Below are 16,871 nucleotides of genomic sequence, written 5' to 3' on the forward strand. Positions count from 1 at the left end.
ATGCCGTACTCCGTAGCGAAGACGGAGGGCGCCGGCGCACCGCCGGCGCCGCCCGTCACTCCGCGCAAGAGCGTGATCGGGACCCGGCCGTGGGTGGCGGGGCTGTTCCTGCTGCCCGCGCTCGTACTGCTCGGCGCGCTCGTGGTCTACCCGATCGGGTACTCGGTCTGGCGCAGCCTCTACGACTCCGGCGGCTCGCACTTCGTCGGCCTCGGCAACTACGTGGACATCTTCAGCGACCAGCGGACGCTGACGGCGGTCAGGAACACGGCGATCTGGGTGGCCGTGGCGCCCGCGCTGTGCACGGGGCTCGGCCTGATCTTCGCCGTGCTCACCGAACGGGTGCGCTGGGGCACGGCGTTCAAGCTGATCGTCTTCATGCCGATGGCGATCTCGATGCTGGCGGCGGGCATCATCTTCCGCCTCGTCTACGAGCAGGACCCGAACCAGGGCGCGGCCAACGCGATCGTGACGTCGGTGCACGACGCGTTCACCGACGCCTCCGTCTATCCGAAGGCGCGGCCCGCGCTGGGCGGTGACCTGAAGGCGTCGGGCGGCGGCTCGTTCACGACCGGGCACACGGCGCGGGCGGGCACCCCGGTGCTCCTCCCGCTGGTCGGCATCGCCCCGAACAAGCTGCCCGGGAACCCGGCGGGCGCCAAACCTGTCACCGCCCGGACCGGCGAAGTCACCGGCACCGTCTGGCTCGACTTCAAGCTCGGCGGAGGCGGCACCAAGGGCGCCGTCGACCCGGGCGAGAAGGCGCTGAAGGGCGTCACGGTGGAGGCGGTGAAGGGCGGCAAGGTCGTCGCGTCGACCACCAGCGGGACGGACGGCACCTTCACCCTGCCGAAGGCGGCCGATGGGGCCCAACTCCGGCTGCCCGGCTCGAACTTCGCGACCGCCTACAACGGCGTCGACTGGCTGGGCCCGGCACTCGTGACGCCGTCGATCATCGGCGCGTACGCGTGGATGTGGGCGGGGTTCGCGATGGTCCTCATCGCGGCCGGGCTCGCGGGCATCGACCGTAACCTCCTGGAGGCGGCGCGGGTCGACGGGGCGAACGAGTGGCAGGTGTTCCGCCGGATCACGGTGCCGCTGCTCGCGCCGGTGCTCACGGTCGTCCTGGTCACCCTGATGATCAACGTGATGAAGATCTTCGACCTGATCTACATCATCGCGCCGCAGCCCTCCCAGGACGACGCCAACGTCCTGGCCCTCCAGCTGTTCCTGTCCGCGTTCGGCGGCCAGGGCAACTTCGGCGCGGGCAGCGCGATCGGCGTGCTGCTCCTGCTGCTCGTCCTCCCGGTGATGTACGTGAACATCCGCCGGCTGCGGAAGGAGCGTCAGCGGTGACCGCACTCGACACGTCCGTGCGCGCGAAGCGTTCGCTCGCGGCCCGGATCGCGAGCGGGGCGGCGGGCGGGGCGCTGCGCGTCTTCCTGCTCGTGGTCGGCCTGTTCTGGCTGGTGCCGACGTTCGGGCTGCTCGTCTCGTCGTTCCGCGCTCCGACCGACATCGCCGCGTCGGGCTGGTGGAAGGTCTTCACGGCGCCGGCGCAGCTGACGGCCAGGAACTACCAGGCGCTCCTGGAGAAGGACGAGATCACCCACGCCCTGTTCAACACGGTCTGGATCACGGTCCCGGCGACGCTGCTCGTCGTGATCATCGGGTCGATGGCCGGGTACGCGTTCGCGTGCATGGACTTCAAGGGGCGTGACGGCTGGTTCATGGCGGTCGTCGGGCTGCTCGTGGTGCCGGTGCAGGTGGCGCTGATCCCGCTGTCCGAACTCTTCGGGAAGATCGGCATCTTCGGCAGTGTCGTCGGTGTCGTCCTGTTCCACGTCGGCTTCGGACTGCCCTTCGCGATCTTCCTGCTGCGCAACTTCTTCGCGGAGATCCCCCGTGAACTCCTGGAGGCGGCGCGGCTCGACGGGGCGGGCGAGGTGCGGCTGTTCGCGACGGTGGTGCTGCCGCTCGGCGGCCCGGCCATCGCGTCGCTCGGCATCTTCCAGTTCCTGTGGGTGTGGAACGACATGCTGGTCGCGCTGATCTTCTCGGACTCGGGCTCGCAGCCGCTGACGGTCGCGCTGCAGCAGCAGGTACGGCAGTTCAGCGGGAACATCGAGATCCTGGCGCCGGGCGCGTTCATCTCCATGGTGATCCCGCTGGCCGTGTTCTTCGCGTTCCAGCGGCAGTTCGTGTCCGGCGTGATGGCGGGCGCGGTGAAATAGCAGTATTTACGGGCAAGTTGGGGGCGGACCGGGACTCGGTCCGCCCCTTTTCGCCACCCGTTGTCCCTCGAATGCCACATATGGCGTAACCGGATCACTCCTTCGGCCGTTGGCGGGCAGTATGCCCGTGCCGACCCATGGATGTGCCTTGCCCCGGTTCAGTGTCATCGTCCCCGTGTACAAGGTGCAGGCCTACCTGCACGCGTGCCTCGAATCCGTCCTGGAGCAGTCGTTCTCCGACCTCGAGGTGATCGCGGTCGACGACTGCTCGCCGGACGCGAGCGGCGCGATCGCCGAGGAGTTCGCGGCGCGTGACGCCCGGGTGCGGACGGTGCGCCTGCGGGAGAACGTGGGCCTCGGCCGCGCCCGCAACGCCGGGCTCGAACACGCCACCGGCGATTACGTCCTGTTCCTCGACAGCGACGACACCCTGACCCCGGGCGCGCTCCAGGCGATCGCCGACCGCCTCAAGGAGACCGGCGGCCCCGACGCCCTCGTCTACGACTACGCCCGCACGTACTGGACCGGCGAGGCCGTGCGCAACCAGTACGCGGACCGCCTCAGGCAGGACGGCCCGGCGCCCTTCACCCTCGCCGAGCGCCCCGACATGCTCAAGCTCCTCGGGGTCGTGTGGAACAAGGCGTACCGGCGCGAGTTCGTCGAGGAACGCGGGCTCACCTTCCCGCCCGGTTTCTACGAGGACACCGCCTGGACGTACCCGGCCATGATGTCGGCGCGCACGATCGCGACCCTCGACCGGGTCTGTGTGCACTACCGCCAGCGCCGCCGGGGCAACATCCTCGGCACGACGTCCCGCGACCACTTCGACATCTTCGACCAGTACGACCGTGTCTTCGCGTTCCTCGACGCGCACCCCGAACTCTCCGACGCCTGGCGGGCGTTGGTGTTCCGGAAGATGGTCGAGCACCTGGTCACCGTGTTCACGCGGCCCGACCGGCTGCCGCCCGACAGCCGGGCCGATTTCCTGCGCAAGGCCCGTTCCCACTACCGGCGCCATCGCGTCCCCGGCGCGCGCGTCGCGGCCCGGGACCGGTTCCGGCACGGTCTGGTGCGGCTCGGCTCGCACCGCACGTACCGCGCCCTCGTCGCGACGATGCGCGTCGTGCGGCGGGTCCGGCGGTCCGTCGCCCGCCTGCGTGAAGCGCTCGGCTCGGCCGCTCTCCGGGCGCACTACCGCGTCCAGCTGCGCCTCCCGCTGCGCGCCGACCGGGCCGTGTTCTCCAGCCACGGCGGACGCGGCTACGGCTGCAACCCCGGCGCCCTGGAAGCGGCGTTCCGCGCGTACGCGCCGCATGTCGGCACCGCGTGGATCGCGCGCCCCGAACACGGGCACACCGTGCCGTCCCCCACGGCGGCCGTGCGCCCGGGGACCCGCGCCTACTGGACGGCGCTGGCCCGCTCCAAGTACCTCGTCAGCAATGCCGAGTTGGACCCCCGCCTCGTCAAGCGCCCCGGCCAGGTCGTGATCCAGACACAGCACGGCACGCCCCTGAAGAAGATGGGCCTCGACCTCCAGGAGCACCCGGCGGCGGCCCGGGACCAGGACTTCGAGCGCATCCTGCGTGACGTCGACACCTGGGACTACGTGGTGTCCGCGAACCGGCACTCCACCCTCGTGTGGGAGCGCGTCTTCCCGTCCTCGTACACGACCCTGGAGTACGGGTGTCCGCGCAACGACGCGCTCCACCGGGCGACCCCGCGGGACGTGGCCCGGATCCGGGAGAGCCTCGGCATCCCGCAGAACGCACGGGCGATCCTGTACGCGCCGACCCACCGCGACTACCGCCGCACCCAGCGGTCCGGCCTCGACCTGGAGCGGGTGCTGCGCCAGCTCGGCCCGGACTTCGTCGTCCTGACGCGCGCCCACCCGCTGCACCGGCCGCCACAGACGCGCGGCGCCGCCCGCCTCATCGACGTGTCGGACCACCCGAGCATCGAGACGCTGTGCCTGGCGGCGGACGCGCTCGTCACGGACTACTCGTCCCTGATGTTCGACTACGCCGGTCTGGACCGCCCGATCGTGATCCACACCGCCGACTGGGACGCGTACGAGGCGGCCCGTGGCACGTACTTCGACCTGCGGGCCTGTCCGCCGGGCGCGGTGGCGCGCAGCGAGGACGAGCTGATCGACATCTTCGCCACGGGCCACTGGCGCGGCTCCCGCTCGGCCCAGCTGCGGGCCGCGTTCCGCGAGCGGTTCTGCCCGTACGACGACGGGCGGGCGGCCGAGCGGGTCGTGCGGCACGTCGTGCTCGGCGAGACGGAGCCGCCGGTGCCGGTGGTGCCGCCGCAGGAGCGGCAGCCGGTGCTCACGATGCGCGGCTGAAGACACCGGGCCGGGTCCGCTGCGGACCCGGCCCGCTTCTCACCGCTCGAGCAGCGCGAACAGTTCCTCCCAGCGCTCCAGGACCCGTTCCTCGGAGAAGCGCTGCACGTTCACCCTGGCCCGCTCCCCTATGGCGTCCCGCATCCGCGGGTTGCCGGTGAGGCGCAGCAGGCGGTCGGCGAGCGCGGCGATGTCGCCGGGGGGTGCGAGGAGTCCGTCCTCGCCGTCGCGCACGATCTCGCGGACGCCGGGCGCGCAGTCGAAGGCCGCGCACGGGACGCCGGTCGCCATGGCCTCCATCAGGGCGAGCGGGAAGCCCTCGCCGCGCGACGACTGGACGAACACGGCGCTGCCGGCGAGCGCGCCGTGGACGTCGTCCGTGCGGCCCATCCACTGCACCGAGCCGTCGAGCCCGAGCCGGGTGCACTGCTGCCGCAGGTCCGGCTCGTCGGATCCGGCGCCGTAGATCCGCAGGGTCCAGTCGGGCCGGTGCGGGGCGACCTCGGCCCAGGTGTCGACGAGCATGTCGATGCCCTTCTGGTCGGCGAGGCGGCCGATGCTGCACACGACCTTCGCGGTGCGCGGCGAGGGGATCGGGGGCAGGGTCGCGAGGGCGTTGGGCATCGCTCCGACGTTGTGCATCCCGTCGGCGATCCAGTCGTCGGCGTCCTCCTGGGTGAGGGCGAGCCAGCGGTCGACGTGCGGGTAGTTGCGCCGGACGCTGCGGTACCGGTGGCAGGCCTTCGTGTAGGCGTACGACTCGTGGCTCATGCCGATGATGCGCAGGCCCGTGGTGTCCGCCTCGCGCACCCATTCCATGGGCCACACCTGGGTGACGACGGCGACTGCGCCGGGGCGGGCGGTGCGGAAGATCTCCGTGAGGCGGCGGACGGCGCGGCCGCGGTCGGCGAGGCGCAGGGACTCGCGGCGGTGTGCGGCGGGGTTCAGGCGGGCGAGGCCGCGTACGGGGCGGGGGGTCGGGGGGTGGGCGGGGTAGAGGCTGGTCACCTCGTAGCCGAGGTCGGCGGGCAGGGTGAGCTTGAGGTCCGCCTCGTAGACGCCGATGACGTGGACGCGGTGGCCGGCGGCCTGGAAGACGCGGGCCATCTGGTGGGTCCAGGCGGTGACGCCGCCGAGTTCGTCCACCGTGTTGGCGAGCAGGAACAGGTCCCGGGTCGGTGTGGTGGTCGTCATGCTCAGCCCTTCTTTCCGCCGAGGATCAGGTCGGCCGCCGCGCGGGCCGCGTGGCCGTCGTCGTAGGCGCCGAACCGGGCGGCGAAGGCGCCGCGGGCGGCCTGCCGTTCGGCGTCGGCCTCCTTGAGCCCGTCGATGGTGCGCAGCAGCTCCTCCTGCGTCTCGGCGACGGGCCCGGCGGCGTCGGCGCGCAGGTCGAAGTAGGCGCCGCGCTCGGCCGCGTACGCGTCGAGGTCGGGCGCGAAGTGGACGAGGGGCCGGTCGAGGAGCGCGTAGTCGAACATGATCGATGAGTAGTCCGTGATCAACACGTCGGCGAGGACGAGGAGTTCACTGACGTCGTGGTGGCCCGAGACGTCGATGACGGTGCCGGGCGGGGTGGCGGGCAGGTTCGCCGCCTCCATGTAGTGGGCGCGTACGAGGAGGACGTGCGTGTCACCGAAACGCTCCGCGAACTGCCGTACGTCCAGGGGCAGTTCGACGGTGCTGCCGTCTTTCGGGAGGCCGCGGAACGTGGGGGCGTACAGGACGACCGTGCGGTGGTCCGGGATGCCGAGTTCCGCGGCGGGGGCCGGGCGGGGGAAGCGGCCCTCGCGCTCGTCGCGGGCGCGGGCGGCGACGAGGCGGTCGTTGCGCGGGTAGCCGGCCCGCAGCAGCTTCTCCTCGGGGATGCGGTAGGCGCGGGCGAGGGTGTTCACGTCGTGCTCGGAGCGGACCATGAAGTGGTCGAACCGGCCGACGGCGCGCGCGAGCGTGTCGCGCTGCGGCGCGTTCTGCGTCTTGTGCCGCGCCTCGTCGAACCCCATGCGCTTGTACGCGGACCCGTGCCAGGTCTGGAGGTACGTGGTGTGCTTCGGCTTGTCGAGGGCGTGCGGGAACCCCTGGTTGTCGACCCACCACTCGGCGCGGGCCAGGTCCCACAGATAGCGCCACGACCACCGCTTCACGAGCCGCGCGCCGTCCGGGAACCCGGCGGGCGAGTCGGCGTACGACCAGACGCAGCGCAGCCGGGCGCCACGGGCCAGCAGCTCCTCGTGCACGGCGCGCGGGCTGTCGCCGTAGGACTTGCCCATGTGGCTCTCGAAGACGACGAGGCCCTTGCGGGCGGGCAGCCGGGTCAGGACGCGCCGGTACACGCGGGTCTTGAAGCGGCGGCTGCGCAGCGCCTCGCGCTTCTTGCCCAGGGCGCGCAGGACGGGCTTGAGCTTGCGGGCGGGGCGGAAGTGGGTGACGTAGTGCAGGACGCGGTGCGCGGTGCGGGCCGGGCGGCGCCGGGGCAGCAGGCAGACGGCCAGGTGGTGCCCGGCGGTGACGTACGGCTGCCAGGTGTCGGCGGTGAGCCGGGTGAGGCGGGGGCGGGCCGGGAGCGCGGTGGCGCGGGCGGGGACGGTGGCCTTGTCGGCGAAGAGTTCGGTGGTGACGGGGACACCGTCGACCTTCAGGACGAGGCGCGGGTCCCACACCCGGTCGCCGATGCCGCGCGGGCGCAGCGCGCGGGTGAGGGGCACCTCGGCCCGCCAGATGACGAACCCGTCCTCCTGGCGCACGTCGGTGACCGGCACGGAGTACGGGCGCCGCCCGCCGCCACGGACGGTGAAGTCGAGACAGGCGGTGAGCGCGGGCCGGTGGTCGAGGAGTCCGAGCGGTACGGGGATCCGTCCCGCGAGCGCGAGCACCGAGCCTTCGCGCAGGCAGTGGGTGACGCGGTTCTTGAGCCGGAGTCCGGTGAACTCCCGGTAGTGGTGGCCGAGTTCGGTGACGTCGAAGGTGTCGTCGGGGTCGCCGTCGGCGTGCGCTGCGTGCTCGGCGTTCCAGCGCACGCGTCCGTCGTCGGTCATGACGAGCGGCGAGACGACGGTGCCGGGGCGCGTGAGGGCGTAGGCGGCGGCCCGTACACTGTCGGCCTCGCCGTTCTGGAGGAGCCGCACCGCGATCCGCTCGACGGGCGCCAGCGCGCCCAGCGCCTCGGGGGTGACGAGGCCGCGCAGATGCCCGGCGAGGATCTCCGCCGCGTCCCGCCGGTGATTGGGGCCGAGAGGCAGGAACGCGCGGACGGCTGACAGGACGTGCTCGGTGAGGAAGGCCTTCTCGCGGGCGGCGCGCAACGCGGTGTCGTGGCCCAGGAGTTCGAGGGTGGCGCGCTGGGCGCGGGCGGCGCGGGGCAGGTCCTTCAGCGGGTCGGCCGGGGCGCGTCCGGTGCTGATCAGGTTCGGGACGAGCGCGATACGCCGGGCGGCGAGCGCGGCCCGTACGCCGAACAGGGCGTCCCCCGCGTCGGGCAGCGCGCCGAGCCTGTCGCGCCGTACACAGAACCCGGCGGCGAGCGCGTCGCCCGTCACGAGTCCGGGGGCGTCGGCGACGTTCTCGACGACCCGGGACGTGGCGTACAGGTCGCCGTGCCGCCCGGGGTCCTTCTCCCAGCGGCCCGCGACCAGGTCGGCGCCGGTGCGGCGGGCCGCCTCCAAGAGGTTCCGGCACGCGTGCTGTTCGAGGCGGTCGCCGGGTGACGCGACCATGACGTACCGGCCACGGGCGGCGGCGAGTCCGAGGTCGCGCAGGACGGTCGCGGGGCTGCCGGTGCCGGTCTGGACGAGGCGGATGCGGTGCGGGTCGCCGGCCGCGAGGGAGGCGGCCGTCTCGTCGGCGCTCGTGGTGACGAGGACGGCCTCGGTGCCGGCGAGGGTCTGGCCGAGGATCGAGCGGACGGTGGCGCGCAGGGCGTCGGCGTCGTCCCCGCAGACGACGACGCAGCTGACGTCGTGGACATCGGCGGTGCTCATCGGCGGCCTCCCGGGAGCATGGCGTCGGCGACCTGGGACGCGGCGCGCCCGTCGTCGAGATCGCAGAACACTTCGCGGAACCGGCGGTAGGCGTCCTCGTACCCGGCGGTGGCACCGGCCGGGCAGCGCAGCGCCGCGAGGACCTCCTCACCGGTGGTGAGCAGGGGCCCGGGGGCCTGGGCGGCGAAGTCGAAGTAGAAGCCCCTGAGGGTGTCGCGGTAGTGGTCGAGGTCGTACGTGTGGAAGATCATCGGCCGGCCGGTGTGGGCGAAGTCGAACATCATGGACGAGTAGTCGGTGACCAACACGTCGCTGATCAGCAGGAGTTCACTCACGTCGGGGTGGCGGGTGACGTCGCGCACGAAGCCGGACGCGGTGCCGGGGACGGTGCCGCCGACGAGGTAGTGCCGCCGTACGAGGAGGACGTGGTCGTCGCCGAGTACGCGTTCGGCGGCGGCCAGGTCGAGGCGGAGGTCGAGCCCGTAACGGCCGCCTCTGCGGGGCTGGTTCTCGCGCCAGGTGGGGGCGTAGAGGATGACGCGGTGGTCCTCGGGGATGCCGAGGCGTTCGCGGACGGCGGCGGCGACCTTGGCGCGGTCGGGCGCGTGGAGCAGGTCGTTGCGCGGGTAGCCGGACTCCAGTACCTCGCCCTGGTAGCCGAAGGCGCCGCGCAGGAGCGGTGTGGAGAACCGGTTCGGGGACACGAGGAGGTTCCACTGCGCGGCCCGGTCCGGGAGCGAGGCGATGTAGCGCGGGTCGCCGGACGGGCTGTCGGCGAGGTCCCGGCCGATGCGCTTGAGCGGGGTGCCGTGCCAGGTCTGGACGACGTACTGGTCCTCGGCGCGCTCGAACCAGTCGGGGAGCTGCGTGTTGGTGACGATGTAGCGGCTGCGGGCCATGGCCTCGTACCACTCGGTGCTCCACAGGGCCACGGCGCGGCACGTGGCGGGCACCCTGACCTGCTGGTCGCGGACGACCCAGAGGTGTTCGAGGGGGGCGCCGCGGGCGACGAGTTCCTCGTGGACGGCGCGCGGCGAGTCCGAGTACTGGCGGCCGTCGAAGCTGGAGTAGAGGACCGTCTCGGTGCGGGGTTCGACGCGCAGGGACGCGTACCGGCCGCGCAGTGCGCCCTGCTGGGCGCCGCCGCGTTCGGTGACGGCGAGGGGGGATCCGGACTCGATGACGAGGCGGTCGTAGTAGCGGCGCCCGACGGTGAACTCCCGGCCGCCCAGGGCCCGTACGAGGGGCAGGCTCTCGTGGCGGGCGGGGGCGACGTGGACCTGGCGGTACCGGCCGGGGTCGCTCTCGCCGGGTTCTCGCAGGTAGAGGTACCAGCGGCCTTCGCCGAGCGGCAGGACTCCGGCGGGGCCGTCGACGGCGTCGGGACTCAGGGTCGCGCTGAAGCGGCTGTCGTCGGTCTCGGCGGGGAGGACGGCCTCCTCTTCGTGGCCGCTGTGCTGGAGGACCAGCTCCCAGCTCCGCGCGCCGGACTCGTCGGGGAAGCTGCCCTCGACGGTGAGCCGTCCGTCCTCGTCCCAGTGCAGCGTGTCGACGAGGGGCCGTACGGTCTGGTTGCGCAGCTCGACGTTGCCGGCCGCGTTGGCGAGGACGAGCAGTTCGCGCCCGGAGCCCAGCGGGTGGCGGCCTGCGGGGATGTCGGGGCGCACGGCCAGCGGCGTCCACTCCTCGTCCCCGCGCACGAGCCCGACGCCCCACGGGTCGGCCTTGTGCGGGGCACTGCCGGTGCCCGCGAGGCGTTCGAGCCGCAGCTCGGCGGTGAAGGCGCGCCCCGAGATCGCGAGCGGGAGGTCGTGGGCCTCCTTGGTGTGCCAGTTCTCGACGCGCAGCGCCTTGATGCCGCCCGGCGCCCCGGGGGCGAGTTCGCCCTCGAACCTGAGGACGCCGTCGGTCTCCTCGTGGCGCACGAGCCGGGCCTGTACGCGTTCGGCGCGCAGCCGGAGGCGGCCCGCGCTGAGCTTGGGCGTGATCCGCAGGAAGTCGTCGAGGTAGCGCACAGGCAGCTCGTCGAGCCCGCCCATGCGCACGGGCCCGGTACGCAGCACGCCCCCGCCGTAGGCGGCCATCTCCACGTACCAGGTGGTGGACGCCCGCTTGGTGACGAGCCGGGCCGGGTCGACGACGGTCTCGAACCCGGACCGGTCGTAGCTGTGCAGGCCCTGCTTGGAGCGGTAGGTGGCCTCGCGGGAGCGGACGGTACGGACCTTCAGGGGGACGGCGCGGCGCCGGCCCGCCCGCAGCCAGGCGAACTTGGCGCGCGCCCCGACCCGGCCCGCGGGCAGGTTGCGCACATACGCGAACCCCTTGAGCCGCAGCCGTCCGTCCTCGTCCCAGGACGCCTCGGTGACCTGCGACTTGAGGGGCAGGTCGGCGCGGCTCAGGGCAGTCACGGCGCGGGGCAGCGGGCCGGTGAGCGACGGGAACCGAGCCCGGCGCCGACGCGGCCCCCGGGCCAGGAACGCCGAGCCGTTGCTCTTCTCGTACGCCATGAACGCGAGCAGTTCGGTGAGCCGGCGCTCGCGGATGAGCTGCCATTTGACGCGCAGGCCGAGCGGCAGGCCGGTGAGGACGGCCGGGTCGACGGTGTCCGCGAAGGAGTTCGCGTGGTCGAGGAACGCCTCGTGGTACGTGGCGTCGCCGAGCGGCAGCGCCTCCATGAAGAGCCAGAGGTCACCGGCGAGCACCGTGGCGTCGTAGCGCCGCTTGCCCTCCAGCCAGCCCGCGGCCTCGGGGGTGCCGGCGCTCTCGCGCGCCTTGTCCCCGAGGAAGCCGCTGGCGGACAGGACGGCAGCGGTGCGGTCGGCCACGGCGCGCGGCCGGGCGCGCCGGTTGGTGATGGAGCCGTCGCGGTCGCGCCACTGGTAGACGGGCCCGGACAGGACGTCGACCCTGCGGGCGAGGAAGTGCGCGGGGACGGTGACCGGGGTGTCCTCGAAGAGGACGCCCTGCGGGAACCGGAACGCGTGCCGGTCCCAGAAGTCCCTGCGGAACACCTTGTTGCAGGCAATGCGGTCCCCGAGCAGGTCCCAGTGCTGCGTGACGTGGGTGGCCTCGCGGTCGGTGCCCATCATCTTGCGGAACATCGCGGACTGCTCGACGGTCCCGTCGGCGCGCAGCCGCTGCACGTTCCCGGTGACGAAGTCCGAGCCGGACTCCGCCAGGGCGTCGAGCATCCGCTCGTACGCGTCGAGGGGCACCACGTCGTCGCTGTCCACGAAGGCGAGGTGCGTGCCGGTGGCCAGGGCCGCGCCCGCGTTCCTTGCGGCGCCGAGGCCCGCGTTCTCCTGCCGCGTGTACCGGAAGCGCCGGTCGCACCGTGCCATCTCCTCGGCGACGGCGGGACTCCCGTCGGTGGAGCCGTCGTCGACCATCACCACTTCGAGGTCGGGCATCGTCTGCGCGGCCAGCGACTCCAGGCAGGCGCAGAGATACTCCTCGACGTTGTAGACGGGGACGACGACGGTGAGTCGTGGTGTCATGCGCTGCGCACATTCCTTCCGTAGAACTGGCGGGCACGGCTGCCGCGTCCCGGGGGACCTACTGGTTAACAACCCGCGCTGTGGATCGGGGTCACCACGCCTGAGCCATTCGGGTGAATGACGCAGCGATCCCGCACAACGGGCCTGGGGGCGGCCCGCTGCGCGGGATCGGTGGGTCGGGGGCCGGGAGCGGCGGGTCAGGGCTTGACTGCGATGCGCCCTTCGTCCATGCGCAGGAGGAGCAGGCGCTCGCCGGTCTTCTCCAGGAACTCGTCGACGGCCTGGCGGGAGCCCTGCCAGTAGCCGTAGTCGTCGATGAGGAGGATGCCGCCGGGTACCAACCGGTCGTAGAGATGGTCGAGTTCGTGCTTGGTGGAGGCGTACCAGTCGGTGTCTAGGCGCAGGATCGAGATGCGCTCGGGGGCCTGGGCGGGGACGGTGTCCTCGACCTTGCCCTGGACGAAGTGGAGCCGGTCCTCGGGGTAAGGCACCTGCCGGAAACCGGACTTGACGTCGTCGAGGGTGGCGACGGCCCAGATCGGGCGGTCCTTGCCCTGGGCGGCGAGCAGCTCCTCGGCGGACTTGCCGTCGCGCCGCAGGTCCTCCTCGGTGGGCGGGGTCATGCCCTCGTAGGTGTCGAAGAGGTAGAGGTCGCGGTCCGTCTCGCCCAGCGAGAGCAGGGTCTTGGCGCAGGCCTGCATCGAACCGCCGCGCCACACACCGCACTCGACGATGTCGCCGGGAATGTTGTGCCGCACGACGTGACGGGTGGCGAGGATGAACGCGTTGAGGCGCTCGGGGGAGGTCATCGTGTACGGCTTGACCGCGCGGATGACGTCCTTCGCCTCATCGTCGTAGTCCGCGGGGAAGGCGGGCCCCTTGGGTTTCGGCTTGGCCGCTGGTCGTGGCGTCGCTCCTGGCGCCTGCGCCGCCTGTCGTGGAGCGGGCACCGGTACGCGGGTCAGCTGGTATCCGGTGAGCTGCTTGAGGACGCCATTCACGGCGCTTCGCCATGCCATGCGCGGCACCCTACGTCCGCGTTGTTCCGCATGTCGATTTTCGTCAACACGCAGAGGCTTTCTAACCATTTGATACATCCGCGGGCTTCGGGACCGCCGCAGGGCGCCCGCACCGGTCCCTCCCCATGAGGGGCGCGGGCAGCGGAACCCCGTCGACCCCGCCGACCCGGTTGGCCCACCATCGGGTGGTGGACCGCACGAACGCCATGGTCAGACGCGGGTACTTGGCCGGCTTGCGGAAGACGCCGACGGTGTCGCCCCAGTAGGCGTGCTTGGCGTCGATGCTGCCGTAGGAGTGCCAGATGCCCTTCTTCGGCGGGAAGTCGGTGTAGGCCTCCCGCAGTTCGAGGCGCGTGTACGCGGCGAGGGCGCGCATTCCGTCCGGGTAGTAGCGCCAGCAGTCCTGCGCGTCGTGCACATGGCCGCGCGACGGTGCCGTGATGAACGCCGTGCCCTCCGGCTTGAGGACGCGGGCGATCTCCAGCATCGACGCCCAGAAGAACGGGATGTGCTCGAAGGCCTGCCCGGAGATGAGGAAGTCGGCGCTGTTCGAACGCACCGGGATGCGGTACGGCTTCTTCATCACGGCGTCCACGTTGCGCCCGTCGAGCACGTCGACGCCGACGTACTCGACGTCGTACCCGTCGAGGAGCGACTTGTGCGTGCGGACCTGCCCGTTCGAGACCCGGGCGCCGAGGTCGACCACGCGCAGCCGTCGCCCGCGCGGCAGGTAGCTGCGGACGCAGAGTTCCATCTGCTCGTACGCGGACTGGTGCATGACGGCCTCCGTCAAGGGTGCTCGGGTCACTTGATGGCTTCTCAACGCGCCTGACCGTGTGGGGTCACCGTTCTGTTCAGCTCGTGAGGCGGCTGGGCGTGTGCCGGGTCCACCACTTCCTGGCCGGTTCCTCGACGTACGTGAACAGCGCCCAGGACATGACGATCACCGTGACGGCGAGTCCGCACAGCACGAACAGCGCGGAGTCGTCGGGCCGGAAGCGGCCCCAGGTCTCGCGGACGTACTCGTTCAGCGTCTGGTGCAGCAGATAGAACGCGTACGACCAGGCGCCGAGCAGCACCATGGGGCGCGAGCTCAGCGCGCCCCGGCGCCCGGCCAGCTCGCGCTGGGCGTACGCGAGGACGACGAGCGCCGAAAAGACGGCGACGAACGGCCGTACGGTCCACTGGAGTTGACGCACGACCTCGGGGGCGAGCCAGTCGGCGCGGTGGCAGTAGACGACGGTGTACGCGGCGAAGGCGGCGAGGAGCGCGGCGGGGCGGAGGGCGATGCGGTGCCCTCGGCGCAGGGCGATCGCGCACACCATGCCGAGGGCGAACTCGGGCAGCCGCGTCACCGGGTGGCGCATGACCCATTCGCGGGCGAAGGGCGAGAGATGGTCGGCGGCCCACCAGTTGACGGCCCACATGGCGGTGAGCCCGGCCGCCGCGAGGAGCGCGAGGGTGCGGGTGCGCAGGCGCAGGGCGGGGCCGATGATCCAGGGGAACAGGACGTAGAAGAACATCTCGACGCTGAGCGTCCAGGAGACGCCGTTCCCGGGGAGTGTCGGTACGACGCCGGGGAACCAGGTCTGCACGAGGAACACGGCGGCGATGAAGCTGAAGGTGTCGGTGGGCACGCCGCCCCACACGTAGAACACCCAGACGCACGGGATCGTCGCGACGAGGTGGGCGGGCACGATGCGGCCGGCGCGGCGCCAGTAGAAGAGCCCGCGGGACGTGCCGGGCCGGTGCCCCCAGGCGAGCAGGAAGCCGGACAGGACGAAGAAGAACCCGACGCCGTTCACGCCCATCGTCGAGTACGGGAACAGCACGGGCGCGTGGGCGAGTCCGGTGTCCGGCGCGAGCCCGGTGGTGTGGTGCACGAACACGGCGAGCGCGGCGATGAAGCGCATCCCGGTGAGGGAGTCGAGGCGGGGGACCTTCGTCCTGGCATCGGCGGGCGCCTGGACGGGGAGGAGGGTGGTCGTCATCGGGCGGCCACCTGTCCGGGCGTGAGCGTGGCGCCGCAGCCGCCCTTGCGGTGGACCGGGGTGTTCTGGCGCGCGATCAGGTCGTCGAGATACGGCTTCGCCCAGGCGCGTACGGCGGTGAGGCGGGCGGGTTCGCGGACGGCGTCGGCCCGGACGAAGTCGCCGCCGTTCTGCTGGCGGTACAGCGGGACGTAGCCGGCGTCGGCGAGGCGTTCGGGGGTGAGGCCGGTCTTGTCCACCCAGGCCGCGTGGACGTGCAGGAGTTCGGGGCGCTCGGCGCGCAGGACGTGGTCGCGCAGGGCCCGCATGTCGCCGGAGGCGTACGCGTCGGCGACGCTGCGGTCCGTGAGGCCCGCGAGGTCGAGGACGCGCAGCCGGGTGGTGAGCAGGGTGCCGCCGAGGTCGGGCAGGGCGACGGTGGCGTGGCGGAGGCCGAGGCGTTCGGCGTAGGTGTTGAAGACCTCGCCGTAGCGATCGGCGACGAAGCACATGGAGAGCGTGGGGTGGGACTTGAACGACGATTCGGCGTCGGCCTGACCCGCGTGCGCGAGGACGAGCGCTCCGGTCAGCGCGGCGACGAGGACGGCCCTGCCGCGGGCGCGCTCCGCCTCCCACAGGGCGACGGCGGACACGGCGACGGCGGTGGCCGCGAGCACCCACACCGGGGTCGCGAACCGGTACAGGGCCATCCAGTCCTGGCCGAGCACCCCGTACGCGAGCAGTGTCAGGAGGAGCGGCACGAGCAGCGCCACGAGGGCCCGGCGGGCGCGTCCGGGCCGGGCGAGCACAGCACCGACGCACAGCGCGCCGATCAAAGCGAGTGCCCAGCCCGCGTACGCCAACAGGTCGCCGGTCTGGGCGAGTTGGGCGAGTTCGGGTGGCTGCTGCGCCTTGGCGACGGCCGTGTTGGGCACCCACAGGCCGAAGACGGCGTGCCGCCACAGCAGGAACGCGCCGTAGGGCACGGCGACGACGCCCGCATGCAGGGCCAGCGCGCGGACCGAGCGGGCCAGGTCGCGGCGCCGCGCGAACAGCACGACGACGAGCGGGTACGCGACCGCCAGTACGGCGCCGTCGGGGCGGGTCAACGCGGCGAGCAGGGCGAGGGCCCCGGCGGCCGCGGCGGTGCGCGGGCCGGTGAGACGGTCGCGGGTGACGCCGCGTACGAGGACGGCCGCCGTCGCGGCTGCCGTCAGGCCGTAGAGCGGGTTCTCCAGGCCGGAGAAGGACCAGGCGACGAAGGAGAGGTTCGCGGCGAGGGCGGCGCCGGCGAGGAGGGTGACGGCCCAGGCGCGGCCGGGCACGACGGCGCGGGCGGTCAGAGCGACGCAGGCGAGGGTGCCGGCCGTGCAGAGCAGGGCGAGGACCTTGGGGTAGAGCACGAGATCGCTGACGCCGAGGAACGAGCCGTGGTCGAAGAGGCCGAGCCTGCGTCCGAGGGCGAGCAGGACGAGCCAGGACGGGTTGGAGTAGCCCTCGACGGGTGAGGCGCCGGGCAGTTGGACGGGGCCGAGGCCCTGATCGACGCTGCGGGCGTAGGCGAAGGTGACGGCGGCGTCGTCGACGGTCCAGCGTCCGAGCCCGGCCGCCCTGACGCCGATCAGCGCGGTGGCCGTGAGCACGGCGGCGGGATCGGCCCAGCGGCGGAGGCGGGACGCGGGCGAGGCCCGGGGCGCGGTCGTGGGGCGTTGTCGGGAGGGGCGGTGGTGGTCGGGGAGGACGGGCAGGGTGGCGGTCATGGGTACTCCGATCGAGGGGTGAGGGCGGGCGTGCGGGCACGCCCGAAGAGGGACCGTTGTCGGTTCTTCA

Annotated in this window: 10 protein-coding genes; 3 read left to right on the top strand and 7 right to left on the bottom strand. The window is 72.4% G+C overall.

All coding sequences use genetic code 11. The features are described 5' to 3' along the window. The 3 genes from ABZ893_RS18685 to ABZ893_RS18695 all read left to right on the top strand — a co-directional run bounded on the left by ABZ893_RS18685 (nucleotide 1) and on the right by ABZ893_RS18695 (nucleotide 4,581). Entirely contained in the window at nucleotides 1-1,356 is a 1,356-nt protein-coding gene (locus tag ABZ893_RS18685; protein WP_361404446.1) for a sugar ABC transporter permease, read from the top strand. After that, nucleotides 1,353-2,234: a carbohydrate ABC transporter permease gene (locus ABZ893_RS18690; protein WP_361404449.1), complete on the top strand. Its 882-nt coding sequence runs from the start codon at nucleotides 1,353-1,355 to the stop codon at nucleotides 2,232-2,234. Before ABZ893_RS18685 ends, ABZ893_RS18690 begins: the two co-directional genes overlap by 4 nt. A 148-nt stretch (nucleotides 2,235-2,382) precedes the next feature. After that, nucleotides 2,383-4,581, top strand: a complete 2,199-nt coding sequence (locus tag ABZ893_RS18695; RefSeq protein WP_361404452.1) for a bifunctional glycosyltransferase family 2 protein/CDP-glycerol:glycerophosphate glycerophosphotransferase — start codon at nucleotides 2,383-2,385, stop codon at nucleotides 4,579-4,581. A 39-nt stretch (nucleotides 4,582-4,620) separates the two neighbouring features. Here the strand turns inward: ABZ893_RS18695 and ABZ893_RS18700 are convergent, their stop codons facing one another. From ABZ893_RS18700 to ABZ893_RS18730, 7 genes are all read right to left on the bottom strand, one after another. After that, on the bottom strand, nucleotides 4,621-5,775 hold the full coding sequence (locus ABZ893_RS18700) for a glycosyltransferase (protein ID WP_361404455.1): 1,155 nt from the start codon (nucleotides 5,773-5,775) through the stop codon (nucleotides 4,621-4,623). A gap of 2 nt (nucleotides 5,776-5,777) precedes the next feature. Then, nucleotides 5,778-8,555: a CDP-glycerol glycerophosphotransferase family protein gene (locus tag ABZ893_RS18705; protein ID WP_361404458.1), complete on the bottom strand. Its 2,778-nt coding sequence runs from the start codon at nucleotides 8,553-8,555 to the stop codon at nucleotides 5,778-5,780. Continuing rightward, nucleotides 8,552-12,052, bottom strand: a complete 3,501-nt coding sequence (locus ABZ893_RS18710) for a CDP-glycerol glycerophosphotransferase family protein (RefSeq protein WP_361404460.1) — start codon at nucleotides 12,050-12,052, stop codon at nucleotides 8,552-8,554. The genes ABZ893_RS18705 and ABZ893_RS18710 overlap by 4 nt, the downstream gene beginning before the upstream one ends. A gap of 197 nt (nucleotides 12,053-12,249) precedes the next feature. Beyond that, entirely contained in the window at nucleotides 12,250-13,071 is an 822-nt protein-coding gene (locus ABZ893_RS18715) for a TylF/MycF/NovP-related O-methyltransferase (protein ID WP_361404463.1), read from the bottom strand. A 61-nt stretch (nucleotides 13,072-13,132) separates the two neighbouring features. Continuing rightward, complete coding sequence (locus ABZ893_RS18720; RefSeq protein ID WP_361404617.1) at nucleotides 13,133-13,849, bottom strand: methyltransferase domain-containing protein; 717 nt, start codon at nucleotides 13,847-13,849, stop codon at nucleotides 13,133-13,135. A 76-nt stretch (nucleotides 13,850-13,925) separates the two neighbouring features. Beyond that, nucleotides 13,926-15,062, bottom strand: a complete 1,137-nt coding sequence (locus tag ABZ893_RS18725) for an acyltransferase (protein WP_361404465.1) — start codon at nucleotides 15,060-15,062, stop codon at nucleotides 13,926-13,928. Beyond that, on the bottom strand, nucleotides 15,059-16,801 hold the full coding sequence (locus ABZ893_RS18730; protein ID WP_361404468.1) for a hypothetical protein: 1,743 nt from the start codon (nucleotides 16,799-16,801) through the stop codon (nucleotides 15,059-15,061). The genes ABZ893_RS18725 and ABZ893_RS18730 overlap by 4 nt, the downstream gene beginning before the upstream one ends. Nucleotides 16,802-16,871: the final 70 nt, after the last annotated feature.

Origin of the sequence: Streptomyces sp. NPDC046821, from assembly GCF_040645335.1 — a bacterium.
Lineage (GTDB): Bacteria > Actinomycetota > Actinomycetes > Streptomycetales > Streptomycetaceae > Streptomyces.